Origin of the sequence: Streptomyces sp. NPDC005574, assembly GCF_040605435.1 — a bacterium.
Taxonomy (GTDB): Bacteria; Actinomycetota; Actinomycetes; order Streptomycetales; family Streptomycetaceae; genus Streptomyces.
The window spans coordinates 87679-114156 of sequence record NZ_JBEXCW010000021.1 but is presented as its reverse complement, the minus strand read 5'-3'; the positions used below and the strand labels follow the sequence as shown (position 1 = coordinate 114156).

20 protein-coding genes and 1 pseudogene are annotated in these 26478 nt (G+C 71.8%); 13 read left to right on the top strand and 8 right to left on the bottom strand.

The features are described 5' to 3' along the window. Positions 1–199, bottom strand: a 199-nt coding sequence (locus ABZT03_RS16900; protein ID WP_356039679.1) for a hypothetical protein, incomplete at its 3' end; no start/stop codon positions are given. A 293-nt stretch (positions 200–492) separates the two neighbouring features. Beyond that, positions 493–1623, bottom strand: a complete 1131-nt coding sequence (locus ABZT03_RS16895) for a hypothetical protein (RefSeq protein WP_356039677.1) — start codon at positions 1621–1623, stop codon at positions 493–495. 331 nt (positions 1624–1954) lie between these two features. Here ABZT03_RS16895 and ABZT03_RS16890 point away from each other — a divergent pair, with 331 nt between their 5' ends. The 8 genes from ABZT03_RS16890 (at position 1955) to ABZT03_RS16855 (ending at position 12656) form a co-directional block, all read left to right on the top strand. Further along, positions 1955–3121, top strand: coding sequence for a mandelate racemase/muconate lactonizing enzyme family protein (locus tag ABZT03_RS16890; RefSeq protein WP_356039674.1), 1167 nt, complete (start codon positions 1955–1957; stop codon positions 3119–3121). Beyond that, positions 3118–4122, top strand: a complete 1005-nt coding sequence (locus tag ABZT03_RS16885) for an alcohol dehydrogenase catalytic domain-containing protein (RefSeq protein WP_356039671.1) — start codon at positions 3118–3120, stop codon at positions 4120–4122. The genes ABZT03_RS16890 and ABZT03_RS16885 overlap by 4 nt, the downstream gene beginning before the upstream one ends. Before the next feature lie 122 nt (positions 4123–4244). Continuing rightward, positions 4245–5213: a hypothetical protein gene (locus ABZT03_RS16880; RefSeq protein WP_356039669.1), complete on the top strand. Its 969-nt coding sequence runs from the start codon at positions 4245–4247 to the stop codon at positions 5211–5213. Between the two features lie 141 nt (positions 5214–5354). Continuing rightward, positions 5355–6461, top strand: a complete 1107-nt coding sequence (gene chvE, locus ABZT03_RS16875; RefSeq protein ID WP_356039666.1) for a multiple monosaccharide ABC transporter substrate-binding protein — start codon at positions 5355–5357, stop codon at positions 6459–6461. Between the two features lie 32 nt (positions 6462–6493). Next, positions 6494–8044 (top strand): multiple monosaccharide ABC transporter ATP-binding protein, encoded by a 1551-nt coding sequence (gene mmsA, locus ABZT03_RS16870; RefSeq protein ID WP_356039663.1) that lies wholly within the window; start codon positions 6494–6496, stop codon positions 8042–8044. Then, on the top strand, positions 8041–9288 hold the full coding sequence (gene mmsB, locus ABZT03_RS16865; RefSeq protein WP_356039659.1) for a multiple monosaccharide ABC transporter permease: 1248 nt from the start codon (positions 8041–8043) through the stop codon (positions 9286–9288). The genes mmsA and mmsB overlap by 4 nt, the downstream gene beginning before the upstream one ends. A gap of 68 nt (positions 9289–9356) precedes the next feature. Further along, the gene (locus ABZT03_RS16860) at positions 9357–10505 is read left to right on the top strand and encodes an aldose epimerase family protein (protein WP_356039657.1); all 1149 of its coding nucleotides are present in this window, start codon (positions 9357–9359) and stop codon (positions 10503–10505) included. 342 nt (positions 10506–10847) lie between these two features. Beyond that, the gene (locus ABZT03_RS16855) at positions 10848–12656 is read left to right on the top strand and encodes an aminotransferase class I/II-fold pyridoxal phosphate-dependent enzyme (RefSeq protein WP_356039654.1); all 1809 of its coding nucleotides are present in this window, start codon (positions 10848–10850) and stop codon (positions 12654–12656) included. Positions 12657–13244: 588 nt separating this feature from the next. On the opposite strand, the gene ABZT03_RS16850 is transcribed toward ABZT03_RS16855, so the two are convergent. Then, positions 13245–13556: a hypothetical protein gene (locus tag ABZT03_RS16850; protein ID WP_356039651.1), complete on the bottom strand. Its 312-nt coding sequence runs from the start codon at positions 13554–13556 to the stop codon at positions 13245–13247. Between the two features lie 200 nt (positions 13557–13756). On the opposite strand from ABZT03_RS16850, the gene ABZT03_RS16845 reads away from it, so the two are divergent. Further along, positions 13757–14512: an intradiol ring-cleavage dioxygenase gene (locus ABZT03_RS16845; protein ID WP_356039648.1), complete on the top strand. Its 756-nt coding sequence runs from the start codon at positions 13757–13759 to the stop codon at positions 14510–14512. Between the two features lie 52 nt (positions 14513–14564). Here the strand turns inward: ABZT03_RS16845 and ABZT03_RS16840 are convergent, their stop codons facing one another. Continuing rightward, positions 14565–15215, bottom strand: coding sequence for a DUF4360 domain-containing protein (locus ABZT03_RS16840; RefSeq protein ID WP_356039646.1), 651 nt, complete (start codon positions 15213–15215; stop codon positions 14565–14567). Positions 15216–15559: 344 nt separating this feature from the next. Then, positions 15560–15655 (bottom strand): annotated as a pseudogene (locus ABZT03_RS16835) (transcriptional regulator); the annotation flags it as partial. A gap of 160 nt (positions 15656–15815) precedes the next feature. Here ABZT03_RS16835 and ABZT03_RS16830 point away from each other — a divergent pair. Beyond that, a complete protein-coding gene (locus tag ABZT03_RS16830) occupies positions 15816–18800 on the top strand; it encodes a beta-galactosidase (protein ID WP_356039643.1) in 2985 nt (994 codons plus the stop codon). 25 nt (positions 18801–18825) lie between these two features. On the opposite strand, the gene ABZT03_RS16825 is transcribed toward ABZT03_RS16830, so the two are convergent. Continuing rightward, positions 18826–20340, bottom strand: coding sequence for an alpha-N-arabinofuranosidase (locus ABZT03_RS16825; protein WP_356039641.1), 1515 nt, complete (start codon positions 20338–20340; stop codon positions 18826–18828). A gap of 332 nt (positions 20341–20672) precedes the next feature. Here ABZT03_RS16825 and ABZT03_RS16820 point away from each other — a divergent pair, with 332 nt between their 5' ends. The 3 genes from ABZT03_RS16820 to ABZT03_RS16810 are packed head-to-tail and all read left to right on the top strand — an operon-like array spanning position 20673 to position 23906. Then, positions 20673–21278, top strand: coding sequence for a toxin-antitoxin system, toxin component family protein (locus ABZT03_RS16820; RefSeq protein ID WP_356039638.1), 606 nt, complete (start codon positions 20673–20675; stop codon positions 21276–21278). Next, on the top strand, positions 21275–22519 hold the full coding sequence (locus ABZT03_RS16815; protein ID WP_356039635.1) for an MAB_1171c family putative transporter: 1245 nt from the start codon (positions 21275–21277) through the stop codon (positions 22517–22519). Before ABZT03_RS16820 ends, ABZT03_RS16815 begins: the two co-directional genes overlap by 4 nt. Beyond that, the gene (locus ABZT03_RS16810; protein WP_356039632.1) at positions 22512–23906 is read left to right on the top strand and encodes an FAD-dependent oxidoreductase; all 1395 of its coding nucleotides are present in this window, start codon (positions 22512–22514) and stop codon (positions 23904–23906) included. The genes ABZT03_RS16815 and ABZT03_RS16810 overlap by 8 nt, the downstream gene beginning before the upstream one ends. A 777-nt stretch (positions 23907–24683) precedes the next feature. On the opposite strand, the gene ABZT03_RS16805 is transcribed toward ABZT03_RS16810, so the two are convergent. Beyond that, complete coding sequence (locus tag ABZT03_RS16805) at positions 24684–25529, bottom strand: SMP-30/gluconolactonase/LRE family protein (protein WP_356039629.1); 846 nt, start codon at positions 25527–25529, stop codon at positions 24684–24686. Then, positions 25526–26299, bottom strand: a complete 774-nt coding sequence (locus ABZT03_RS16800) for an IclR family transcriptional regulator (protein WP_356039626.1) — start codon at positions 26297–26299, stop codon at positions 25526–25528. Before ABZT03_RS16800 ends, ABZT03_RS16805 begins: the two co-directional genes overlap by 4 nt. Between the last annotated feature and the right edge of the window lie 179 nt (positions 26300–26478).

Genomic DNA, 26478 nt, shown 5'->3' with positions numbered 1-26478 from the left:
TCTGTTTGTAGCTCTGCTCGATCCACGGCCGCAGGCCGTAGAGGCCGGTCGTAGCGGCAGGCGGGGGCCGGTCGTAGTGGCGCCCCCAGGCCGGTCGCAGCGGCAGGCGGGGGCCGGTCGTAGTGGCGCCCCCAAGGCCGGTCGCAGCGGCACGCGCGGGCCGGTCGCAGCGGCGCCCCAAGGCCGGTCGCAGCGGCACGCGCGGGCCGGTCGTAGCGGCGCCCCAAGGCCGGTCGCAGCGGCACGCGCGGGCCGGTCGTAGCGGTATGCCGACGCCCACCGCAGCGGCGCCTCAGCGGTCCGGAGTGGTTCCGCGAGTCCGCGCCGGGTCGGGCAGCAAGGTGGCTGTCCTGGCTGTCCCGGTTGTCCGCCGCGGGTGCGGCCCGGCCTCGCCGCTGACGCGGTGGCACGGCGGGCCCGGTGACGGCGCCGGCGTGCGGGCGCCGCGGCGCGGATCCGCGCCCCGGGTTCGCCCCTCGCCCGGCCGGCGTCTCAGCTGCACCACCACAGGAACCGGTTGCAGGTTTCCGACGGGGTCGGGTCGGGGGGCGGGGCGGCCGTCGTCGGGGTGGCCGAGGGGGTCGGGGTGGAGGCCGGGGCCGTCGTCTCGGGCGCCGGGGCGGACGCGGCCGGGCCCGTGCCCGTCGTCGCCGACTGCGAGCCCGTCGCGCCGGCGTCCGCGCTCGCCGAGTCCTCGGCCTTCGCCGACTTCGAGGCCGACGGGGACGCGGACGTGGACGGTGAGGCCGACTTCGACGCTCCGGCCGTGCCGCCGGGCCGGCCGCCGACCGGCCGCGCCGTCCCTCCGGCCTTCGGTGACGCCCCGCCGTCCGCCGACGCGTCCCCGGCCGCCGCGGGCGTCGGCGTCGAGCCCGGCGCGTCGAGGCCCAGTTCCGCCAGGCTCAGTCCGCCGGCCGCCAGCACGAAGCCGGCGGCGACCAGCAGGGTCCGGCGCCGCCGGCGCCGGTGCGCCGCCGCTTTGCGGTCGCGGCGGCCCGCGCCGCTGACGGTGTCCCGGTCGTCGTCGTCCGTACCGTCGTCGGCGTCCAGGCCCTCCACGGCGTGCTCCGCGAGCGCGACGCCCCCGGTGTCGCGGTGGTCCCTCCCCCGGCCGCGCGCCCGGCGGGCCGCCGCCCGACCGCCGCCCGGTTCGACCTCCGGCCCGCTGTCGTGCCGGCCCGCGTCGGCGCCCAGCCCGTCCGAGGCACCCGCGTGGGCGGCCTCCACCGGCTCACCGGGTTCGCTTCCGTACACACCGTCCCGGCAACCGGACGCCCCCGGGGAAGCGACGTCCCGCGCCGCGCCGGAAACCTCGTAGGCGCCGACCGCGCCATCCGGGCCGCCCGGCGCCCCGTACGGGCCGGCCGCGCCACCCTGACCGCCCGGCGTCTCGTACGCGGCAGGCATCTGGGCACCGCCGCCGTGACCGCCGTACGCGCCGTCGCCGTACTGACCGCCGTACCCGCCGCCGCCGGACGGCCCGGCGTACGCGCCCCCGTCGTACCCGCCCCCCGCCTCCCGGACCGGGCCCGGTCCGTGGTGGAGGTGGTCGACGGGCGCGCCGCATCCCGGGCAGGCGAGGGCGCCGTTGAGGTGCCGTCGGCACGGGTCGCAGTAGTCCATGTCGCGGGAAGACTAGATTCCGCGCCGGTCACGTTCCTAGGCACGGCTGTGAAAGTTGTGTGGGGAAGCTGCCGTACGGGCCGGAGATTCGGCGGTCGTGCCCCACTATTCCCCGCCATCGCACGGCATCCGGCGCCTATCGGCCGCCACCCTCCCGAGCCCGCCGAAACCCCTCCCGAAACCGCTTTCGAAAGACTTGCCGAAAGCGATATGCGTTCGACCCATTGACACCCCCCTCACACCGTCCTTACTGTCACGCCAGCATTTCGAACGTGTGACGAAATCTCGAACACACACAGACGAGTCGACGAAGCAGCGAGGGGCGACTGGCGTGCGCATCACCGGAATCAGCACACACGTGGTCGGGACGCCATGGCGCAACCTGACGTACGTACAGGTGCACACCGACGAGGGGATCACTGGAGTCGGCGAGACCCGGATGCTGGGTCACACCGACGCGCTGGTCGGCTACCTGCACGAGGCGCAGACCAACCACATTCTCGGCTCCGACCCGTTCGCTGTCGAGGACCTCGCGCGGCGGATGAAGTACGGCGACTACGGGCGGGCCGGCGAGATCGTCATGTCCGGCATCGCCGTCATCGAGATGGCCTGCTGGGACATCAAGGGCAAGGCCCTCGGCGTGCCCGTGTGGCAGCTCCTCGGCGGCAAGGTGACCGACAAGGTCAAGGCGTACGCCAACGGCTGGTACACCACCGAGCGGACCCCGGAGGCGTACCACAAGGCCGCCCAGGGCGTGATGGAGCGCGGGTACCGGGCGCTCAAGATCGACCCCTTCGGCACCGGGCACTTCGAGCTCGACCACAAGCAGAGCCTCTACGCCGTGTCGCTGATCGAGGCGGTGCGCGACGCGATCGGGCCCGACGCCGAGCTGATGCTGGAGATGCACGGCCGCTTCTCCCCCGCCACCGCCATCCGGCTGGCGCACGAGCTCGCGCCGTTCAAGCCGGCCTGGCTGGAGGAGCCGTGCCCGCCGGAGAACCTGAAGGCGCTGGAGAAGGTCGCCGCCAAGGTCGACATCCCGGTCGCCACCGGTGAGCGGATCCACGACCGCATCGAGTTCCGCGAGCTCTTCGAGAGCCAGGCCGTGGACATCATCCAGCCGGACGTCGGTCACATCGGCGGCATCTGGGAGACCCGCAAGCTGGCCGCGACCGCCGAGACGCACTACGTGCTGGTGGCCCCGCACAACGTCGGTGGGCCGGTCCTGACCTCCGCGTCCCTCCAGGTCGGCTTCACCAGCCCGAACTTCAAGATCCTTGAGCACTTCAACGACTTCGCGGACGCGGAGATCAAGAAGGTCGTCAAGGGCGCCCCGGAGGTCGACCCGGAGGACGGCTGCTTCCACCTGTCCGACGCTCCCGGGCTCGGCGTGGAGCTCGACGTCGACGCGGCCGCGGAGTTCCCGCAGCAGCAGGCCCGGTTCGACCTGTGGGCCGAGGGCTGGGAGCAGCGCAGGCCGAAGGGCGCCCGGCAGTGAGCACCGCCGTCGTCGTGGAGGCGCCCGGGGAACACCGGCTGGCGGCGCACACGCCCCGCGAGCCGGCCGCGGGCGAGGCGCTCGTACGGGTGCACGCGGTGGGGATCTGCGGCAGCGACCGCGAGGTCTACCAGGGCAACCGGCCCGAGGGGTACGTCCGTTACCCCCTGACTCCGGGCCACGAGTGGTCCGGGACCGTGACGGCCGTCGGGGCGGGCGTGCCCGACTCGCTCGTCGGGCGCAAGGTCGTCGGCGAGGGCTTCCGCAACTGCCAGGTGTGCGACCGCTGCCACGCGGGCGAGACCACCCTGTGCTCGGCGGGGTACGAGGAGACCGGGTTCACCCAGCCGGGTGCGATGGCGACCACGCTCACCCTGCCGGCCCGGCTGCTGCACGTCCTGCCGGACGACGCCGACCTGACGGCGGCCGCTCTGCTGGAGCCCGCCGCCTGCGTCGCCGCCGCGGCGCTCAAGGTGAACGCCCGGCCCGGTGAGCGGGTCGCGGTCGTCGGCACCGGAACGCTCGGGATGTTCGCCGTGCAGTTCCTGAAGGCCGGCTCCCCCGCCGGACTGCTGGTCGTCGGCACCCGGCCGGACCGGGAGGAACTGTCGAAGCGGTTCGGGGCCACGGACTTCCGCACCAGGGACCAGGATCTCCCCGCCGACTTCGACGTCGTCGTCGAGACCGCCGGGTCCGCGTCCGCCGCGCGCACCGCCGCCTCCCTGCTCAGGCGCGGCGGACGCCTGGTCCTGACGGGCATCCCGGCGCCGGGCGCCGAGGGCCTGGACCCGACGGACCTGGTGGTACGGCAGCTGGAGGTGCACACCGTCTTCGGGGCACCGCCGGACGCCTGGGCGCACACGGTGCGGGTGTTCGGCGCCGGGTTGCTCGATCCGCTGCCCCTGGTCACGCACGAACTGCCGTTGGACGGGTTCCCGCGCGCCATCGAGCTGGTGGGGTCCGGCGATCCGAAGGTCGGCAAGGTGCTGCTCCGGCCGTAGGAAGCCCCCAGTCGTACGCCGGTACGGGGGCGACCTGACGGCCTCCGTGCCGGCGTACACCCACGTTTTCCATGCTCCGAGCCGCGAACTTTGTCCGAAATACCGAACCAGAAGGACAGCTTGTGACCGACGCTTCCGCCACGGCAGCCCGCCGGCCCGGCGAGCAGGCCCTCACCGCCCTCGGCCTGGGCGCGCCCGCCCTCGATCCCGCCGACGCCTCGCCGCACTCCTTCCCCGGCGGCGGCCGCTGGCGCACCGAGATCCCCTCGTGCGAGGGTCCCGAAGCGCTGGCCGTGATCCTCAAGGAGTCCTCCCGCCTCGACGTGCCGATCCACCGGATCAGCCAGGGCAGCGGGGTGTGGATGCTCAGCGACGCCGAGATCACCGAGATGGTCGAGGCGACCGCCGAACGTGACATCGAGCTCTGCCTGTTCACCGGTCCGCGCGGCACGTGGGACATCGGCGGCTCGACGCGTACCGACTCACGCGGCGGGGGGCTCCGGGCCCGCGGCCACGACGCCGTCGCCGGATGTGTCGAAGACGCCGTGCGGGCCACGGAGTTGGGCGTCAAGTGCCTGCTCGTGGCCGACGAGGGCGTGTTGTGGACCCTGCACCGGGCGCGGGTCGCCGGGATCATCCCCGCCGACACGACCCTGAAGGTGTCCGCGCTGATCGGACCGGTCAACCCGGCGGCGTACGCGGTCTTCGAGCGGCTCGGCGCCGACTCGGTCAACGTGCCCAGCGACCTGACGCTGGATCACCTCACCGAGATAAGACGGCAGTCGGCCGCCCCCATGGACATGTACATCGAGGCCCCCGACGACCTCGGCGGCTACATCCGGATGTACGAGGTCGCCGAGCTGATCCGGCGCGGCGCACCGCTGTACCTGAAGTTCGGCCTGTCCAAGGCACCCGCGATCTACCCGTACGGACACCATCTGCGGGACGTCACCCTGGCCACCGCCAAGGAGCGGGTGCGGCGCGGACGACTGGCCCTCGATCTGCTCCAACGGCACGGCGCCGATGCCGACATGGCGCCGCTCGGCACCCGGCTGCCCGGCGAACTGAACAGGTTCGACGCCGGGTCATAACGTTCCGGAAACCTTGCTTCACAGAAGACGACACACCCGCGCACAATCCAACACACCGCTCCTCGGTCTTTCCCGCTTCACCCTCACCGGTGACCGCACATCGCGAGACCGAGCCCTGCACACACATCAAGGATGATGATCATGCGTAACCGCAGAGCCGCCCTCGCCGCGATAGCCGGAGCAGCCTCCCTCGCCCTCACCCTGTCCGCCTGCGGCCAGAGCGGCGAAGGCGGCAGCAACGAGAAGAAGGGCGACGCCAAGGGCGGCACGATCGGCATCGCGATGCCGACCAAGTCCTCCGAGCGCTGGATCACCGACGGCGCCAACGTCGAGAAGGACCTGAAGGCCAAGGGCTACAAGACCAGCCTGGTCTTCGGCGAGGACGACCCCGACCAGCAGGTCAACCAGATCGAGAACCTGATCACGCAGGGCGTCAAGGCGCTGATCGTCGCCGCGATCGACAACAAGTCCCTGGGCAACGTGCTCCAGCAGGCCGCCGACGCCAACATCCCGGTCATCTCCTACGACCGTCTCATCCTCGGCACCAAGAACGTCGACTACTACGCGTCCTTCGACAACGAGAAGGTCGGCCAGCTCCAGGCCAACTACATCGTCGACAAGCTCGGTCTCGCCTCCGGCAAGGGCCCCTTCAACATCGAGCTGTTCGCCGGCTCCAACGACGACAACAACACCAAGTACTTCTTCAACGGCGCGATGAGTGTCCTGCAGCCGTACATCGACAAGAAGAAGCTGGTCGTCCGCTCCGGCCAGACCGGCCTCACCCAGGTGACCACCCTGCGCTGGGACGGCGCCACCGCGCAGAAGCGCATGGACGACATCCTCACCAAGTCGTACAAGAGCGAGAAGGTCGACGCGGTGCTCTCGCCGTACGACGGCATCTCGATCGGCATCCTGTCGGCGCTGAAGTCGGACGACTACGGCTCCAAGAGCAAGCCGCTGCCGGTCCTCACCGGCCAGGACGCCGAGCTCGCCTCGGTGAAGTCGATCATCGCCGGTGACCAGACGCAGACCGTCTACAAGGACCTGCGCAAGCTCGCCGAGGTCGCCACGACCATGGTCGACGACGTGCTCAACGGCAAGAAGCCGGAGACCAACGACACCAAGTCCTACGACAACGGCACCAAGGTCGTTCCCGCCTACCTGCTGCAGCCGGTGAGCGTCGACAAGTCCAACTACCAGAAGGTGCTCGTGGACGGCGGCTACTACACGGCTGACCAGCTCAAGTAACCGCCGAACCCCAAGGATTGGAAGGCACGACCATGGCGGGACCCGTCCTGGAAATGCGCTCGATCGTCAAGACCTTTCCCGGTGTCAAAGCGCTCTCGGACGTCACACTGACCGTCCGTCAGGGCGAGGTCCACGCCATCTGCGGCGAGAACGGCGCCGGGAAGTCCACCTTGATGAAGGTGCTCTCCGGCGTCCATCCGCACGGCAGTTACGAAGGGGAGATCCTCTTCGACTCGCAGACCTGCCAGTTCAAGGACATCCGGGCGAGCGAGCAACGCGGCATCGTCATCATCCACCAGGAACTGGCCCTGGTGCCGTTCCTGTCGCTCGCGGAGAACATCTTCCTGGGCAACGAGCACGCCACGCGCGGGCTCATCAACTGGAACGACACGCTCAGGCACGCCAGCGAACTGCTGCGCCGGGTCGGTCTCGAGGACCACCCGGAGACCCGCGTCGCCGACATCGGCGTGGGCAAGCAGCAGCTCGTGGAGATCGCGAAGGCGCTGTCGAAGAAGGTGAAGCTCCTCATCCTGGACGAGCCGACGGCCGCCCTGAACGACGAGGACAGCGGCAAACTCCTCAATCTCATCCTGGAGTTGAAGAAGCAGGGCATCACCTCGATCATCATCTCCCACAAGCTGAACGAGATCCGCAGGGTCGCCGACTCGGTGACGATCCTGCGCGACGGGCGCTCCATCGAGACGCTCGACGTGAAGGCGCCGGAGACCACCGAGGACCGGATCATCAGCGGCATGGTCGGCCGCGACCTCGACCACCGCTTCCCCGAGCGCACCCCGCACGAGGCGGAGGTGGGCGCGGCCCCGGCGCTGGAGATCCGCAACTGGACCGTGCACCACCCGATCGACCAGCAGCGCAAGGTGGCCGACGACGTGTCGATCTCCGTGCGGCGCGGGGAGATCGTCGGTATCGCGGGCCTCATGGGCGCCGGCCGCACCGAACTGGCCATGAGCGTCTTCGGGCGCTCCTACGGCCGGTACGCGGGCGGCACGGTCCTCAAGGACGGCAAGGAGATCCGTACGAAGACCGTCCCCGAGGCGATCAAGCACGGCATCGCGTACGTCACCGAGGACCGCAAGCACTACGGCCTCAACCTCATCGACACCATCAACCGCAACATCTCGCTGACCTCCCTGAACAAGGTCTCCAAGCGCGGTGTGGTCGACGAGCACGAGGAGCGGCAGGTCGCCGAGCGGTTCCGCACGTCCATGAACATCAAGGCGCCGACCGTCTTCGAGCCGGCGGGCAAGCTGTCCGGCGGCAACCAGCAGAAGGTCGTCCTCAGCAAGTGGATCTACGCCGGACCAGACGTGCTGATCCTGGACGAGCCGACGCGCGGCATCGACGTCGGCGCCAAGTTCGAGATCTACACGGTCATCGACAAGCTGGCCGCCGAGGGCAAGGCGGTCGTCTTCATCTCCTCCGAGCTGCCGGAGCTGCTCGGCATGTGCGACCGCATCTACACGATGGCCGCGGGGCGGCTGACCGGTGAGTTCTCACGTGCCGAGGCCTCGCAGGAATCGCTGATGCGTCAGATGACGAAGGACAAAGAGGTAACCCGATGAGCACGGATGTGACCGCCAAGACCCCGGCCCCGGCGCCGCCCGGGAAGTCCGGCGGCTCGACCGCGGGCGGCGGACTGCTGCAACTGATGCTGGACGGCCTGCGCCGCAACATGCGCCAGTACGGCATGCTGATCGCCCTCGGCCTGATCGTCGCCCTGTTCGCGGTGTGGACCGACGGCGACCTGCTGCTGCCGCGCAACGTCTCCAACCTGGTGCTGCAGAACAGCTACATCCTGATCCTCGCGATCGGCATGATGCTGGTGATCATCGCGGGCCACATCGACCTGTCGGTCGGCTCGCTCACCGCGTTCATCGGCGCGTTCGCCGCCGTACTGACGGTTCAGCACGACGTGGCATGGCCGATCGCCCTGGTCCTGAGCCTGCTGGTGGGCGCGGTGGCGGGGTCGGTGCAGGGATTCCTCATCGCGTATCTGGGCATACCATCGTTCATCGTCACCCTGGCCGGCATGCTGCTCTTCCGCGGTATGACGGAGATCCTGCTGGAGGGCCAGACCCTCGGCCCGTTCCCCGACGGACTGCAGAAGATGGGCAACGGCTTCCTGCCGGCGACCGGCCCGGACACCAACTACCACAACATCACGCTGCTGCTGGGCCTCGCCCTGATCGTGTTCGCGGTGCTCCAGGAGGTCCGCGACCGCAAGCGCCAGCAGGAGTTCTCGCTGGTGGTGCTGCCGAAGAACATCTTCCTGCTGAAGCTCGTCGCCATCGTCGCCGCGATCCTCGTCGTCACGATGCTGCTCGCCAGCTACAAGGGCGCGCCGATCGTGCTGCTCATCCTCGGCGTGCTGGTGGTCGGCTACGGCTACGTCATGCGCAACGCCGTCTTCGGTCGGCACATCTACGCGATCGGCGGCAACCTGCCGGCGGCGAAGCTGTCCGGCGTCAAGGACAAGAAGGTCACCTTCTTCGTCTTCCTGAACATGGGCGTGCTCGCGGCCCTGGCGGGTCTGGTGGTCGCAGCCCGCCTGAACGCGGCCTCACCGAAGGCGGGCCTGAGCTTCGAACTCGAGGCCATCGCCTCGTCGTTCATCGGTGGCGCGTCCATGAGCGGCGGTGTGGGTACCGTCCTCGGCGCGATCATCGGTGGTCTCGTCCTCGGTGTGCTGAACAACGGCATGAACCTCCTCAGTGTCGGCACCGACTGGCAACAGGTCATCAAGGGCCTGGCCCTGTTGGCGGCGGTCGGCTTCGACGTGTGGAACAAGCGCAAGTCCGGTTCGTAAGTCAGCTCGGGGCCCCGCCGGACGGCGGGGCCCCTCCATACGAGCCCCCAGAAAAGGGAGAGCCGCACATGGAACTGAACAGACGTACGGTCATCGCGGGCGCCGCGGCAGCGGGAGTCGCCGCGACCGCGCTCGGCGGCACGGCACACGCCGCGAACGGCGGTGCGCCGAGGAAGTCGCTCTTCGGCAAGCTCGCCGACGGCACGAAGGTCTACCGCTGGTCACTGGCCAACGGCGGCACCAGGCTCAAGGTCCTGTCCTACGGCGGCATCGTCCAGTCCCTGGAGATCCCCGACCGGCACGGCCGGTACAAGAACGTGTCGCTGGGCTTCGACAACATCGAGGACTACGTCGCGAAGACCCCGTACTTCGGCGCGCTGATCGGCCGTTACGGCAACCGCATCGCGAAGGGGCAGTTCACCCTCGACGGCAAGAGCTACCAGCTCTCCGTCAACGACGGCGTGAACAGCCTGCACGGCGGCGCCAAGGGCTTCGACAAGCACGTCTGGGACGTCGAGCCGTTCACCAAGGGCTCCGACGTCGGCCTGCACCTGCACTACACGAGCGTCGACGGGGAGATGGGCTACCCGGGCACGCTCAAGGTGAGGGTGACATACACCCTGACCCGGCACGGCGACTGGCGCATCGACTACGCGGCCACCACCGACAAGGCCACGGTCGTCAACCTCACCAGCCACGTCTACTGGAACCTGGCCGGCGAGGGCAGCGGCTCGATCTACGACCACGAGCTGAAGATCGCCGCCGCCCGCTACACGCCCGTCGACTCGGGGCTGATCCCCACCGGCGAGCTGGCGAAGGTCGCGGGCACCCCGTTCGACTTCCGGCACACCAAGTCGGTCGGCGAGGACATCCGGGTCGCGAACCAGCAGCTGCTCTACGGCAAGGGCATCGACCACAACTGGGTCCTCGACAAGGGCATCACCGGCAAGCCCGAGCACGTCGCGACCCTGCGTGACCCGTCCTCCGGCCGCACCCTGAAGATAGCCACCACGGAGCCCGGACTGCAGTTCTACTCCGGCAACTTCCTCGACGGCACACTCGTCGGCACCGGCGGCCACATCTACCGCCAGGGCGACGCCCTCTGCCTGGAGACGCAGCACTTCCCGGACTCGCCGAACCACCCGTCGTTCCCGTCGACGGTGCTGCGGCCGGGCCAGACGTACCGGACGACGACGGTGCACACGTTCGGCGCGTAGCGCTCCGCCGGGGGTGGGGGAACCGCGGGCCCGTTGGGGCGGTTGCGCCGTTCCCCCACCCCTGCTCACGTGCGCGGCGCGGTTTCGTCGTGGCTGGTCGCGCCGTTCCCCGCGCCCCTCTGGAGCGCCCCTCGGGGCGCTCCAGAGGCGTCTTACGGGGCGCCGGGAGAGAGCGGACGGGGAAGTGGAGTAAGGGGTTCCGAAACTCACACCACTTTCACACGGGTTGAACGGCGCCACAGCCGCCTCCGTATCTAAGAGCGGCCCGTGCTCCCCCGCACGGGCCACCCAGACGACGGGCCCGGTCGTCCCCACCGGGCCCGCCCCCTACGGAGGCTCCAATTGGCTGACAACGTCACCTCGCTGTTTCGCAGCACAGCGGCGCACAGCCCGTCTATGGCGGCGCTGACGCGTGAAGGCGACGGGTCCGGCCCGGTGGACTTCTGCATCCCCTGCAACCCCTACTTCCCCACCCCCGCCATGTTCGACGAGATGTCGGCCAGGCTGCGGGACATCATCACGTACTACCCGAGCGGCGCCGACACGATCACGGCCGAGCTGTGCAACCTGCTCCAACTGCCCCCGCAGTGCGTGGCGATGGGCAACGGCTCCACGGAGCTGATCACCTGGATCGACCACCTGCTGGTGCGCGAGTCCCTCGCCGTCCCCGTCCCCACCTTCGGCCGCTGGACCGACCAGCCCATGGAGACCGGCAAACGGGTCGACATGTTCCCGCTCCAGGAGTCCGGCGGGTTCGCGCTCGACCTCGCGCAGTACGCCGACTTCATCCGCGCCCGCGGCACCCGCGTCGCCGTCATCTGCAACCCGAACAACCCCGACGGCGGCTTCCTGCACAAGCAGGCCCTCGTGCAGTTCATGGACGCGATGGCCGACCTGGACCTGATCGTCATCGACGAGTCGTTCCTGGAGTTCGCGGACGCCGAGGTCGAACCGAGCGTCGTGCAGGAGGCGATGCTGCGGCCCAACGTCATCGTGCTGCGCAGCCTCGGCAAGAACTTCGGTCTGCACGGCATCCGGTTCGGCTATCTCGTCGCCAACCCCTCCCTCGCGGGCCGGGTCCGCTCCATGCTGCCGAAGTGGAACCTCAACTCCTTCGCGGAGTATGTGGTGTTCATGCTCCGGGAGCACGGCGCCGAGTACGCGCAGAGCCTGCACCAGGTGCGCCGCGACCGCCTGGACATGGCGAGCCAGCTGTCCTCTCTGCCCGGTCTGACGGTCTATCCGTCGCAGGGCAACTTCCTCTTCGTCCGCCTCCCCGTGGGCGCGGAGGGCACCGTGGTCCGCGACCGGCTGCTCACCGAGCACCGCATCCTGGTCCGCGAGTGCGGCAACAAGATCGGCTCGTCCAGCCGCTTCCTGAGACTCGTGGTGCGTCCCCAGGTGGACGTCCGTCGCCTGGTGTCCGGCCTGGAACAGGTGCTCTACGGGACCAGGAGGGGAGCCGCCGTGCCCGAGCCGGCTACAGGGACCAGCTACAGCTCGGGTACGGCGGCCGTCGACCGGCTCGTCAGCGCCACCAACGGGGCCGGGATGCACGACCTCGCCGCCCAGGCCGTCGGAGCGGCACCCGGCATGCCGGGCCTGGCACCCGCGCCGGCCGCGGCCCCCCTGCCGGCGGCGGCGCAGATGTCGCAGCTCGCGATGATGGCCCAGATGGCGCAGAGCCAGCCGGGCCGGATCCCGCAGCCGGGACAGACGGGTGGGGCAGGCATGCCGATGCCGGCGCCGGCCGTGATCCAGCAGGCCCCCCAGCCCCAGCCCATCGGCTACCCCGCCCCCGCACCGATGCCGGCCCAGATGCCGCAGACCCAGATGCCGCAGACCCAGATGCCGCAGACCGTGATGCCGCAGACCCGGATGCCCACGCCGCCGCCCATGCAGATGCCGGCCCCGCCGCCGCAGATGCCGGCCCCGGCTCCCGTCGCCGCGCCGATACCGGCCGCGGCCGCGGCCGCGATGACCGGGCCGACCCCGCCCGGGGTCCCCGCACGCGGGGGTCTCACGGCAGCCCAGGTACGCGGGACCACCGGTCCTCCCGGAGCCCCGGGCAACCTGGCCCCGGCCCCGGCGACCGGCTGGCCCAACGCGCAGAACTGGCCCAACGCGGCAGGCATGGGCCAGGCAGGCTGACCGGGGCACCACCCCGGCACCCCGGGCACGACCCGAGCACCCCGGCACCCCGGCACCCGACCGGAACGGCAAGACAGACGCCGGGGCGGCGACCGGCGACCGGCGACCGGGTGACGCCCAACGGCGAAGGACGAACGGCAGCGTCGAGCGGCGACGGGTGACCGGCAAGCCCCGAGCCGCGAACGGCTGAAGCCGGCCGGGGACCGGCTGAAGCCCCAGCGGGCAGAACGCCGACCGGCGACCGCCTGCCGCCCAGCGGCAAACGCCGGGGCGGCGAACGGCGGTGCGCCGCTCGCCGCCCGGGCCGGTTACGCACCGGCACCCACTGGCCGGATCCGGCCAGGTCACAGGCCGCCGTACCCTCGACCGCCGACGCGCTTCGGAACCCGCCCGCACACGCGACTCCGGCCCCGCCGCACACACGGATCGCGGCCCGCCCGCACACGCGACTCCGGCCCCGCACACACGGATCGCGGCCCGCCCGCACACGCGACTCCGGCCCCGCACACACGCGGCACGCGGCACGGAGCAGCGGCCCGGCACGCGGCCGGAGCCGCGACCCCGTTCACGCTCGGAGCGGGGCCCCGTTCACGCCTCGGCGACCGTCGGCTCCGCGCCGAACTCCTTGTTCAGCCGGTCGGACCAGTCCGCGTCCGCGAGGCCCGCGCCGACGAGGACGTCCCGCCAGTCCTCCCTGGCCGACTGCACCGCGTCGAGGAGCCGGTCCACGCGGCCCCTTCCGCACAGGAGCGTGGCGGCGGCGATCCGTTCCTTGTCCTCTCTGTCCCCTCTGTCGTTCAGGTGCGTGACGAGCTGGGCGAGCAGTGCCTCGACCACCTGTCCGTCCCGTTCGGGGTAGTCCTCGGAGATCCGTCGTCTGACGCGTGCGGTCAGCCCCATCCACATCCCTCCACAGCTCTAGGGCTCGCCACGCTACCCCGCGCCCGCCGCCAGACCCGGGAACCACCGGCCGGTCGCGGTGGCGGTCGCCGCCCACGCCCGGACGGTCGCGTGAGACTGTCCTCCGCTCGACTTGACGTTCTGTCACTTTGCCCAACTGACAGCTGACCGACAGCATCCGTTCCTAAGGTGCCGTGTTCATGACAGACACCACAGGATCGACCCCGATCGGGCGCCGCGCCGTGCTGATCGCCACCGGCGCCACCGCCGCCGCCCTGGCCGTCGGCGCCGCCGCGCCCGAGGCCCCCGCCGCCGAGGCGGCACCCGCCGCGGCCGCCGCCGTCTGCACCCTCACGAAGGAGATGACCGAAGGCCCCTACTATCTCGACGGCCAGTACGTCCGCGCCGACGTCACCGAAGGCAAACCGGGCGCCCCGCTCAAGCTGACCCTCACGGTCGTCGACGACGACACCTGTGTCCCGCTGGGCAACGCGCTCGTGGAGATCTGGCACTGCGACGCGCTCGGCGAGTACTCCGGCTTCGTCGGCGACAACGGCCACAGCGAACCCGACGACGGCACCTTCCTGCGCGGCGGCGTGCTGACCGACTCCACCGGCGTCGCGAGCATCACCACGGTCTACCCCGGCTGGTACCGCGGCCGCTGCGTGCACATCCACGTCAAGGTGCACACGAACGTCACCCTGACCTCGGACGGCTCGTTCACCGGCGGCCAGGAACTGCACACCGGACAGCTCTTCTTCAACGAGTCGGTCACCGCCAGGATCGCCGCGCTGTCGCCGTACTCCACCAACAGGGTCACGCGTACCACGCTCGCCCAGGACGGCATCTACGACGAGGGCGGCGCCGCCTCCGGCCTGCTCACCCTCACCGCCCTGGGCAGCTCGGCCTCCTCGGGCTACGCGGGCACGCTCACCCTGGGCGTGGAGCGGAGCTGAACGAGGTCCCGGGAGGCCGCCCGTCGCGGGGGGGCTCCCGGGACCGCGGCCGTCAGGACTCCGGGCACTCCTTCCACGCCATGTGGTAGATGGTGCTGATGTCCCCGTCGGTCGAGTCCATCGTCATGAAGCTGACCTTGCCGGGCGACTGGCTGCCCGCGGTCACCCGCAGCTCGGTGTTGATGTTGAAGTTGCGCTGGACCCCGCAGGGGGCCCAGACCAGCTGGGCCCAGTCCGTGGTGTCGGTGGCCTGCCAGTTGTCGTTGTAGGGGCCGTTGAACGGGTGGGTCTTGGCCGCCGTGTTCGAGGAGCCCTGGAAGTAGTACGAGGCTCTCTGGGTGCCGTTGGCACCGGACTGGAGCGCGGCGAAGCCACGGTAGTCGGCGCTGGCGATGGCGTAGGTGAAGCCCTGTGGGACGTGGACGATCAGGTTGAGCTGGCAGTTCTTGCGGAACGCCGTGGGGTCGGAGCCACCGCCGGCCTGGGCCAGGTAGTCGCTGTAGGTCACGGTGAAGGCGGTGTTGTCCTCGGAGACGGCGATCGCCGCGGTGCCCTGCGGACAGCCGGAGCCGTTCACCGTGGCGACCTTGATGACGATCTTGTCCGGGGGCGGGTCGTCGAACCCGCCCGACGGGTTGTGCGCGGGGAGCGCGGTGGTGAGAAGAGCGGCGATCGCTCCGCTCAGCAGGAGTCCACCGGTCATGGTCTCTCCTAGTGGGTTGGGGGGTGGCTGTGCCCCCGCCCTCTGGAGAACCTGTGAGGATTCTGTGAAGTGGGGGGCGATCGCAGCGTAGGGAGCCACGGCCGGGACGGGCAGGGCGAACTCCGGCCATTCACAGACGCTTATTTCACAGCCCGCGCACTGCTCGCGAACTTGGTTGAAAGCAGCGGGCATTGGCGGGCGCAGCCGCGGATCGTTCACAGCCGCACACCGCGCGGGCGTCGGCAGTGGCCCGCTCGCCCGACGCGGGACCGGAATCGTCCGGCACCGTCGACGGCGCGTCCGGCGGTGTCACCGGCGCGGGCGGCGGCTCGACGTGAGGATCGTCACGGGTTCTCCCACGCGGCCGGCTCGGCGGCCGGCCGCCGTACCGGCTCGGGCAGGGCGTCCGCCGCGATGTCGGCGACCGTGACACCCCGCACGGCGAGCTCCGGCACCGCTCGTACCGCGTAGTCAGCCTGTGCAGAGATCCTCATATGAACATTGTGAGGCGTGCGGGTGTGCACAATGTCCCAACCCGACATTGACCCCACCCGCCCCTCGCGGCGCAGCGAACGGACCGGCACAACAGGAGGCGCTCCCTTGGAGCTCAGCAGACGTACATTCAGCGCCCTCGCCGGCACCACGGCGCTCGGGCTGGCGCTGGGCGGCAGCGGCACCGGGGCGACCAGCGCCTACGCGACGCACACCGTGCCGACCGGTCCGGCGCCGGGCGCGCCGAGCGCCGACGGCCGGGAGCACACGGTGGGCTTCGACCGCTACTCGCTGCTGGTGGACGAGAAGCGCCTGGTCCTGTGGTCGGGCGAGATGCACCCGTTCCGGCTGCCGAGCCCGTCGCTGTGGCGGGACGTGCTGCAGAAGATGCGCGCCCACGGCTACAACGCGGTCAGTGTCCAGGTGGCCTGGAACTACCACTCCCCCGCGCCCGGCGTGTACGACTTCACCGGTGTCCGCGACCTCGACCTGTTCCTGCGCACGGCTGCCGAGACCGGTCTCTACGTGGTGTTGCGCCCGGGCCCGTACATCGGCGCGGACGTCGACGCCGGCGGCTTCCCCGGCTGGCTGACGGCCACCGCCGGCAGGGCCCGGTCGACGGACCCGGCGTACCTGCGGCACGCGGACGAGTGGCTGACGAAGGTCAACGCCATCGCCGTACGGCACCTGTTCACCGCGGGCCGGGGCACGGTCCTGCTCTACCAGATCGAGAACGAGTACGACGCCGCCGGCACGGGCGCGGCCGGACGCGAGCACATGGCCCATCTGTACCGCAAGGTGCGGGCCGACGGCATCGACGTACCGCTGTTCCACAACGACGGTGGCCGCGACGGGTCCTGGGCGCCCGGGTCCTTCGACACCGGTGGTGAGAAGGGGCGTTGGCTGTACGCCTTCGACGCCGACCCCTCGCCGGCCCGGGCGCCTTCCGACTGGGGGAACCTGAAGGCCCGCGGGGCGAGTGCCGGCGCCAGGACACCCGGTTTCCTCGCGGAGTTCGCCGGGGGCGCCGTCGACGGCTGGGGTGGGGCCGGGCTGCGGGGCAAGGGGTACGCGGAGGCGCGGCGGACCCGGGACGCGGCGTACGAGCGGCGTTCGCACCTCACCAACCTCGCCGACGGCATCACGCTGCACAACGTCTACATGACCTTCGGCGGCACCTCGTGGGGCTGGCTGCCCGCGCCGGTCGCCTACACGTCGTACGACTACGGGGCGGCCTTCGACGAGGGCCGCAACCAGACGCCGAAGCTCGCCCCCATGCACCAGCTCGGGCATCTGCTCCAGCGGGTGCCGGACTTCGCGAAGCTGGACCGGGCGCCGCGGGTCCGGGCGGCGGACCCCCGGCTCAGCGTCCACCACCTGGTCAACCCCGACACGGACGCCCATGTCTACGTCGTGCGCAACGACTCGGCGGAGCCGGTGTCCTCGGCGCTGCCCGAGGCGGGGATCGAGGTGCCGGTGACCGTCCCGGCCCGGGACGCCCGGCTGCTCACCACCCATCTGTCCTTCGGGGACCGGACGTTCCACTACGCCACCGTCGAGCCGATGATGTTCCTGCGCGCCGGGCGGCAGGACATCGCGGTGTTCACCGGACGGCACGGCGAGATGGCGCAGATCGTGCTGGAGTGCCCGGACGAGCCGACGCCCGCGCGGCTCGACGCGGAGGTCGCCTGGGTCTACGACCGGGGCCTGCTGCGCATCACCGCGCCGCTCGGAGTCGGCGGACTGAGCCGCATCCTGGTCGACGGGGGCGGCTCCGACCGGCAGTTGCTGATCCTGCTCGCCGACGACGCCACCGCGGTCCGCCTGTGGCCCTACGACACCCCGTCCGGCTCGGTGCTGGTGTACGGCCCCTCACTCGTGCGCGAGGTCGCCCTGGAGGACTCCACGGTCCACCTCACCGGCGACACCACCGCGGCGACCGGCATCGAGGTCTGGGGGCCGCGCGGGATCGACCGGGTCACCTGGAACGAGCGCGTACTGGGCACCCGGATCAGCGCCTCCAGCAGTCTGCTGAGCCTGCAACTGCTGCCCGGCGTCGCGCCGGTGACCCTGCCACCGCTGTCCGGCGGCTGGCGGCGGCGGACGGAGAACCCGGAGTCGGCGCCCGGCTTCGACGACTCGGGCTGGAAGGCGGCCGACCGGAAGGTGTCGTACAGCACGACACCCGTGCCGAAGGGGCAGCCCGTCCTGTTCGCGGACGACTACGGCTTCCACTACGGCGACGTCTGGTACCGGGGACGCCTGACCGCCGGCACGACGGGCCTGGAGTCCGTGTCGCTCGCCTACAGCACGGGCACGCAGGGCCTGCTCATGGCGTGGCTGGACGGGAAGCCGCTGGGCACCCACCGCATGCCGGTGCCGGACGGCGGAACGCTGCGGCAGGGCACGTGGACGGCGAAGGCCACCTTCGCCGTGCCGGAGCAGGTCCGGGAGAAGCTGGACGGGGAGGCGTCGGACGGATCGCACGTCCTGTCCGTGCTGGTGCGCCGGATGCAGCACGACCAGGACGGCGAGGCGCTCGACACCCACAAGGCGGCCCGCGGGCTGACGGCGGTCACCTTCAAGGGGGCCTCGCCGAAGGTGAGTTGGCGCCTGCAGGGGGAGGCGGCCACCGACCCGGTGCGCGGACCGCAGAACAACGGCGGGCTGTACGGGGAGCGGGAGGGCTGGCATCTGCCGGGGTACGGCGACAGCGACTGGGAGTCCGTCGCGCTGCCGCGCTCCGGGAGCCGGCAGGGCGTGACCTGGTACCGGACGACGTTCCGGCTGGCCGTGGACGCGGGCATCGACGCCTCGGTCGGGCTCACCCTCACCGACGACCCGGACCGCGCCTACCGGGCGCAGATCTTCCTGAACGGCTGGAACATGGGCCAGTACATCAACGATGTGGGGCCCCAGCACACCTTCGTCCTGCCGAACGGGATCCTGCGCACACGGGGCGTCAACACACTGGCTCTCGCGGTCCTGTCCGACGGGACCACAGGGTCGGGCCCCGGGCAGGTACGGCTCACCCTGCTGGGCCACGCGGCCGGCGGAACGCCGGTGACCCCGGTGGCCTCACCGGGACGGTGAGAGGTGGGGCCACCGGGGCGGTCCGCTACGCCAGCCGGATCACGTTCCAGGACAGCGGCTCCAGCACCGTGGTGAGGACGCCGTCCGTCAGGCTCGTCCCCTCGACCGGGTGCGGGGTGACCCGCCCCGGCTCGGCGAGGGTGTTGCGGGCGTCCGGGTCGGCGTCGGCCAGCACGCTGTGCTCGACGACCGAGGACAGCCCGAGGCCGGCCAGGGCGACTTCGAGCGGCAGCGCGCCGGTGCGGGAGCGGTTGACGGCGAACACGGTGACCGTGCCGTCGTCGGCCCGGACCGCGGTGGCGTGCAGCAGGTCCGTCTCGCCGTACTTCCGCGTCCGGTACGTCGGTGAGTCGACGCGGACGTCGAGGACCTGGCCGCGGCCGTACCGGGAGGTCTGGGCGAACGGGAAGAACGTCGTCTGCCGCCAGGCCGGGCCGCCCGGTTCGGTCATGATCGGGGCGATGACGTTGACGAGCTGGGCGAGGCAGGCGATCTTCACCCGGTCGGCGTGCCGGAGCAGGGCGATGAGCAGCGAGCCGAGGACCACCGCGTCCAGAACGCTGTAGTTGTCCTCCAGGAGCCGGGGTGCCTCGGGCCAGTCGGCCGGGTCGGCGGCCCTGGACTGCTCCTCCCAGCGGGACATGTACCAGACGTTCCACTCGTCGAAGGACAGGTTGATCCGCTTCGCCGACTTCAGCCGCGCGCCCACGTGATCGCAGGTGGCCACGACGTTCTCGATGAAGGACTCCATGTCGACGGCGGAGGCGAGGAAGGAGTCCAGGTCGCCGTCGGCCGGCTCGTAGTAGGCGTGCAGGGAGACGTGGTCGACGAGGTCGTAGGTCTCCTGCAGGACCGTCGACTCCCAGGCGGCGAAGGTCGGCATGGCCTGGTTGGAGGAGCCGCAGGCGACGAGTTCGACGCCGGGGTCGATCTGGCGCATCCCGCGGGCCGTCTCGGCGGCGAGGCGGCCGTACTCCTCGGCGGTCTTGTGTCCGGTCTGCCAGGGGCCGTCCATCTCGTTGCCGAGGCACCAGAGCCGGATGCCGAAGGGCTCCTTGTCGCCGTGCGCGACGCGCAGTTCGGACAGGGCCGTGCCGCCGGGATGGTTGGCGTACTCCTGGAGTTCCAGGGCCTCGGCGACGCCGCGGGTGCCGAGGTTGACCGCCATCATGGGCTGGGCCTGCGGGCCGATCTTCTTCAGGAGGCCGATGTACTCCGACAGGCCGAAGCGGTTGGTCTCCGTGGAGCGCCAGGCCAGGTCCAGGCGGCGGGGGCGGTCCTCGGCGGGGCCGACGGAGTCCTCCCACTTGTAGCCGGAGACGAAGTTGCCGCCGGGGTAGCGGACGGTGGTGACGCCGAGCTCGCGGACCAGCTCCAGCACGTCCGTGCGCAGGCCGGCCTCGTCGGCGGCGGGATGGTCCGGCTCGAAGACGCCGGTGTAGACGCAGCGGCCGAGGTGTTCGACGAAGGAGCCGAAGAGTCGCGGGTCGACCTCGCCGACGGTGAACGCGGGGTCGAGGGTGAAGCGGGCGGTGCGCATCTTTTCCTTTCGGGGGTCGGTTCGTCCGTGGGTCCTGCGTGGCCGGAACTGTTCGAGATTTCGGGTGTCGCCCGTAGCGTCGAACGGACCGTAGGGTGAGGGGGCGCGCACGTCAATGGGGCGGACGGAAGCGGAGGCGCCCGGAGGGCGCCCGGACCGGCCCGCGAGAGGTGACCGATTACCGTCCCCGCGCTGATCGTTCCGCGTTCGTTCCCCGTTGAACAACGGTCGCCGGATCACATGACGCGAACACATCCGGACGCGTACTCTCGAACGACCCGCCGGGCGGCGACGGCCGACCCGGGCGGCGGTGGATGTGAACGGGGGACACGATGGACATCGCGGGCGCGCGGGGGACGGCGGCCCGGATCGCCGCTGCGCTGCGGCGCTCACAGGGCGCCTCCGCGATGCGCGGCCTTGCCGCCGACCTCGCCGCCGCACTGCGGTCCAGACCCCGACCGCCGTCCGACGTACGGGAGTTGTGCCGGGCACTGTGCGAGGAGATGAGCGCCCGACGCGGCGGACGCCCCGTCGAGCTGCGCTTCGAGCGGTTCCCCGACGAGATCGAAGTGACCGGTCTGTGGGTGGAGTTCCAGGACTTCGACCTGGTCATCGTCGAGGAACGGGCCGAGGCGGTGCAGCAAGTGGTCATCCTCGGACACGAGTTGTGGCACATGCACGCCGGCCACGGCCATCACCACCGGGCCGGCACGGCGGCCGCCCACGCGCTCGCCGACCAGCCGGGCTGGAAGGGCGTCGCGCTGACCGTGGCCGCCCGGGACGGCTCCCGCCAGCGGGACGAGGCCGAGGCCGACGACTTCGGTCACCGCCTGGCCAGCGTCTGCCGCACCCTGATGTCCGGCACTGCCGCGGACCCGCCCGTGGACCCGCTCCAGCGGGCCCTCGGCTACCGCGGACGCGGAGGGACGACACGGTGACACCCGCCCCCGCACTCACCGGCCTGGCGCTGAGCCCCGCCGGTGTCCTCGACGAGTTCTACATCTCCTTCTGGATCCCGGCGGCGATCCTCACCTCCGCCCTGGTGATCAAACTGCCGACCATCATCCGGCTGTGGAAGGACCCGCTGCTGCGCGCGGTCGGCGGACTGCTGCTGCTGGCCTGCTTCGTGTTCGTGTTCGCGGCGCCGTCCACGATCGCCTGGACCAACCGGATCACCGGCGTGCCGAACATCGCGGCCCCCCTGGTGTACTCCCTGCTCACCGCGTTCTGCGGGTCCTGCCTGCTGCTGATCATCGCCTGGCGCAACGGCCTGTCCGACCGCACGGCCGCCACCCGCCGGGCCATGCGCTGGGTGATCACGCTGTACACCGGTGTGATCGTCGCGCTGTGGGCGCTGTTCGCCGCCGCGGACGCGCCCGTGGAACGGGTCCGGGACCTGGACACGTACTACGCCTCGACGCCCTTCATGCGTGAGGAGATCCTGCTCTACCTGCTCGCGCACACGGTGGCCGTCCTCATCACCTCCCGGCTGATCTGGAACTGGGTGCGCACCGACGGGCTCGACGCCTGGCTGCGCTGGGGCCTGAAGCTGCTGGGCATCGGCTACGCGATGAACCTGATCTTCGACGCGGCCAAGCTCACCGCCGTCGTGGCCCGTTGGACCGGCCACGCCCCGGACTGGCTGAGCACCGACCTGGCCCCGCCGGTCGCCTGTCTGTCCGCGATCCTGATCGCGGTGGGCTTCATCCTTCCGCACGCCGGCCAGTACCTGCACGACCGGTGGCGGCTCAGGCTCGCCCATCACGAACTGCGGCCGCTGTACGTGCTGATGCGGACCGCCAACGGCGGCGGCGTGCCCCTCGTCCTGCACGCCACGCCCGAACTGCGCCTGATCCGCCGGGAGACGTTCATCCGCGACGTGCTGCTGCCGCTGGCCCGGCACCTCGACGAGGACCGGCGCCGGCGGTCCTACGACGCGGCGCTCGCCCTCGGTTTCGAGCCGGGCCGGGCGAAGGCGCTCGCGGCCGCCGTGGCCGTGCAGGACGCCGTGGAGGCCGGGCGGCGCGTGCCGGACGGCGAGGGCTGCGGCGACCCCGACACGACGGACCTGCTCCAGGAGATCGCGGCCGTGTCCCGAGCCCTCCGCCACCCCGACGAGATCGCGGCGGTCCGCACCCGTGCGGCCGCCCCCGCAGAGAGCGTGCCCGTACATGAGTGACCGCCCCGCCACCGCCGTCGTCCTGGGCGGCTCCCTCGCCGGCATGCTCGCCGCCCGTGCCCTGGCGTCGGTCGCCGAGCGGGTCGTCGTCATCGAGCGCGACGCGCTGCCGGCCGGGCCCGAGCCGCGCCGGGGGCTGCCGCAGGCCCGGCACGTCCACCAGCTGTGGTCGGGCGGGGCGCGGGCCCTGGAGGATTTGCTGCCGGGGGTCACCGAACGTCTGCGGGAGGCGGGCGCGCACCGGCTGCCCGTCACCACGGACATGGTGGCGCTGTCGCCGAAGGGCTGGTACCGGCGCTGGGACGAGTCACACTTCATGCTGCTGTGCGGGCGGGACCTGCTGGACGCGACCGTGCGGGCGCAGGTCCTCGCGGACGACCGCGTGGAGCTGGTCGACCGGGCGGAGGTGCTCGGTGTCGAGGGGACGGACGCCGGTGTCACCGGGGTCCGGATCCGGGAGCACGACGCCGCCGAACGTGTCGTCGGCGGCGGTCTCGTCGTCGACGCCACCGGGCGGGCCTCGCGGGCCGCGCGCTGGCTGACGGACCTCGGGCTGCCCGAGCCCGGGCGGCGGGAGGTCGACTCGGGTCTGGCGTACGCGAGCCGCCTGTACCGCGCGCCGCAAGCGGCCCGGGACGGCTTCCCCGTGGTGACCGTGATGGCCGATCCGCGGGCGGGCGGCCCGGGGCGCGGGGGTGTGCTCATGCCCGTCGAGGACGGGCAGTGGCTGGTCACCCTGCTCGGCACCCGCGGCGGCGAACCGTCCGCCGACACCGCCGACTTCGGCCGCTGGGCGCGCGAGGAGCTGCGGCACCCGATCCTGGCCGAACTGACCGACCGGGCCGAGCCGCTGTCCGAGGTGACGTTCACCCGCACGACCGCCAACCGGCGCTGGCTCTACGAGCGGATGCCGGTGTGGCCGGAGAACTTCGCCGTCGTCGGCGACGCGCTCGCCGCCTTCAACCCCGCCTACGGTCACGGCATGTCGGTGGCCGCCCAGGAGGCGGTGGCCCTGCGGGACGTCGTACGGCGGCACGGCTGGGGTTCGCCCGGGCTGGCCCGGCGGCTGCAGAAGGCGGTCGCCCGGCCGGCCGGCGCGGCGTGGGACCTCGCCGTCGGACAGGACGTGTTCTTCCCCGGGGCGACGGAGGCGGGGCCCACCCGGTGGGAGCGGCTGCTGGCGGCTTACGTCGACCGGCTGACCCTGACGGCCACCGGGAACGGGCGCGTCGCCCGCAAGGTGACGGACGTGATGTCCCTGGAGCGGGGCCCGGAGGTCCTGCTCGCCCCCCGCATCCTCCTGGCCGCGGCGACCGGCCCCCTCAAACGCCCCCTGACGGAACCCCCGTTGACCCCGGACGAACGCAAGGCAGCGGGCCTGCCGTAACCCTGCCGGGGGCGCGAGCAGGCCGGGCTCGTCCGGGTCACCGCACGTGGGCGTCCCGCACACGGTCGAACGAGCCGCCGCCCCCGGGCGCCGCGCACCCCGCCGGCCCGGCGGCCACGCGCGCCGGTGCGCGCACGTGCCGGCGGACCGGCGGACGCGGATCACGACTCACCGCGGTCGCCGAACGCCCGCGCCCGGACGAACGGAAGCCAGCGGGCCTGCCCTGCGGGGGCGGGAGCGGCGGCGCCTGAGGGCCGCCATGCGTCCGCGGCCGGCCGCATGGGCCAACCCGTCGGCCCCGGACAAACGCAAGGCGGCGACCGCCGTACCCCTGCCGAGGGCGGAGGCGGGAACGGGGGCGGCCGGCGCCTCCGGGCCGCCGTGCGTCCGCGCCGACCCGGGTGCCGCGCGCCCTGCCGGCCGTGCGCGTCGGTGCGCTCACGCGCCGCCGGACCGGGCAGCAGCGGGCCCCGGCCAGACGCGCCGGACCGGGCAGCAGTCGGCCCCAGCCGGACACGCCGGACCGGACAACAGCCAGCCCCAGCCGGACACGCCAGACCGGACAGGAGTCGGCCCCGGTGGGACGCGCCGTGCCCGCCGGACCGGGTACCAGCCGTGCCCGCCGGACCGGGTACCAGCCGGACGCGCCGGACCGGGCACCAGTGGGCCCCAGCGGGACGCGCCGGGCAGCCGCGGGGCCCGGTGGGACGCAGCGCCGACCGTGTTCGTCGTGCGGTGCGCCCGGTCGCCGGGCCCGGCACGGTGGGGTCCGCCGGCTCAGCCCTCGAACGCCCGTGGGGACAGACCCTTGCCCACGTTCGGGAGGACCAGGAGGGAACCTGCCAGTGGGTGCGGTGCCAGGAGGCCCGCGCGGGCGGTGGTGACGTACAGGTCGGTCAGGCCGGCGCCGCCGAACGCACACGCGGTGACGCGCGGGACCGGCAGTGCGATCACCCGGTCCAGCGCGCCGGCCGGGGTGTAGCGGCGCACCGCGCCCCCGTCCCACAGCGCCACCCACACGCAGCCGTCGGCGTCGACGGTGAGTCCGTCGGGGAAGCCGGCGCCGTCCTCGATCTCCGCGAGCGTGCGCCGGCCGACGGGCCGGCCGTCCACGAAGTCGAAGACGTCGACGCGGCGGGTCGGCGAGTCGACGTAGTACATCAGCCGGCCGTCGGGGCTCCACCCCGTGCCGTTGCTGACGGTCACGTCGTCGAGGACGACCTCCACAGTGCCGTCACCGGTGACCCGGGACAGCGTGCCACCGCCCGGTGCCTCGTCGTAGCGCATGGTGCCGGTCCACAGCGAGCCGTCGGGCGCGACGGCGGCGTCGTTGGCGCGGCGGCCGGGGACGGGCTCGTGGTGCAGCCAGCGGAAGCCCTCGCCGTCCGCGTCGAGCAGGCCCACCCCGTCGCGGAGGTTGAGGACGAGCCCGCCGCCCGCGCGCGGCTTGGCCGCGCCGACGTGCTGACCGGTCACCCGGACCGTGCGCCGGCCGGACGCCGGGTCGTAGGTGTGCACCCGGGAGGCGAGGATGTCGATCCAGACGAGCCGTCCGGTGTCCGCGTCCCAGGTCGGCCCCTCGCCGAGGGCCGCCTCGGCCCGTACCGCCACCTCGTAGGTCATGCCACGCTCCGGTGGCCGAGGCGCTCGGAGAGTTCGACCGCGCCCTTCGCGGCGAGCTGCTCCAGCTCGATGCGGCGCTCGTCGCTCCAGCGGATCATGGGCACGGAGATGGACAGCGCGGCGACGACCCGGCCGGTGCGGTCGTGCACGGGGGCGGCGATGCAGGAGACGTCCGGGTTGGACTCGCGGCTCTCCACCGCGATGCCCCGCTGCCTGATCTCGGTCAGGGCCTCGCGCAGCGCGCCGGGTTCGGTGATGCTGTTCGGGGTCATCGCGATGAGCGCGCTGTCGTCGGGGATGCGCGCGGCCAGTTCGGGGGCCGGGAGGGAGGCGAGCAGCATCTTGCCGACGGAGGTGCAGTGCGCGGGCAGCCGGCGGCCGGCCGCGGACACCATGCGCACCGCGTGCGTGGAGTCGACCTTGGCGATGTAGATGACGTCGGTGCCTTCGAGTATCGCCACGTGTACGGTCTCGTCGCAGGTCTCCGCGACGGAGCGGGCGACCTGCTGGCCCTCGGCGGCGAGGTCGAGCTGCTCGGCGTAGCGGCTGCCGAGCTGGTACGGACGTACTCCGAGCCGGTAGCGTCCGGGCTGGCCGGGCACCTGGACGATGTACGACCGGGCGGCGAGTGTGGTGACCAGCTCGTGCACGGTGGTGCGCGGGAGCTGGAGCCGCCGCACGATGTCGGGGGCGGACAGTGTCCCGTCCCCGTCGAGGAAGAGCTCGAGAATGTCGAGAGCCCGGGTCACGGCAGGTACCAAGCGTCCCACGACCGGCCCCCTCCCTTGGGTTAAAGGTGTCTGTGTTCGAAATTTCAACAGACGATCGGCATGACGAACACAGGCTAGTCATCGCGGTATGTCCGGGCAATGGGCGTGCGTGCACCACCTGTGACTACGGGTGATTCGTCAACCGTTTCGCACCGTTTCGCCCGCGCTCGCGGGCCCGG

Bases quoted from the DNA above. Each gene is read 5' to 3' on its own strand.
- ABZT03_RS16895 (WP_356039677.1), bottom strand. From the start codon at position 1,623: ATGGACTACTGCGACCCGTGCCGACGGCACCTCAACGGCGCCCTCGCC.
- mmsA (WP_356039663.1), top strand. From the start codon at position 6,494: ATGGCGGGACCCGTCCTGGAAATGCGCTCGATCGTCAAGACCTTTCCC.
- chvE (WP_356039666.1), top strand. From the start codon at position 5,355: ATGCGTAACCGCAGAGCCGCCCTCGCCGCGATAGCCGGAGCAGCCTCC.
- ABZT03_RS16810 (WP_356039632.1), top strand. From the start codon at position 22,512: ATGAGTGACCGCCCCGCCACCGCCGTCGTCCTGGGCGGCTCCCTCGCC.
- ABZT03_RS16860 (WP_356039657.1), top strand. From the start codon at position 9,357: ATGGAACTGAACAGACGTACGGTCATCGCGGGCGCCGCGGCAGCGGGA.
- ABZT03_RS16825 (WP_356039641.1), bottom strand. From the start codon at position 20,340: ATGCGCACCGCCCGCTTCACCCTCGACCCCGCGTTCACCGTCGGCGAG.
- mmsB (WP_356039659.1), top strand. From the start codon at position 8,041: ATGAGCACGGATGTGACCGCCAAGACCCCGGCCCCGGCGCCGCCCGGG.
- ABZT03_RS16820 (WP_356039638.1), top strand. From the start codon at position 20,673: ATGGACATCGCGGGCGCGCGGGGGACGGCGGCCCGGATCGCCGCTGCG.
- ABZT03_RS16845 (WP_356039648.1), top strand. From the start codon at position 13,757: ATGACAGACACCACAGGATCGACCCCGATCGGGCGCCGCGCCGTGCTG.
- ABZT03_RS16805 (WP_356039629.1), bottom strand. From the start codon at position 25,529: ATGACCTACGAGGTGGCGGTACGGGCCGAGGCGGCCCTCGGCGAGGGG.
- ABZT03_RS16850 (WP_356039651.1), bottom strand. From the start codon at position 13,556: ATGGGGCTGACCGCACGCGTCAGACGACGGATCTCCGAGGACTACCCC.
- ABZT03_RS16840 (WP_356039646.1), bottom strand. From the start codon at position 15,215: ATGACCGGTGGACTCCTGCTGAGCGGAGCGATCGCCGCTCTTCTCACC.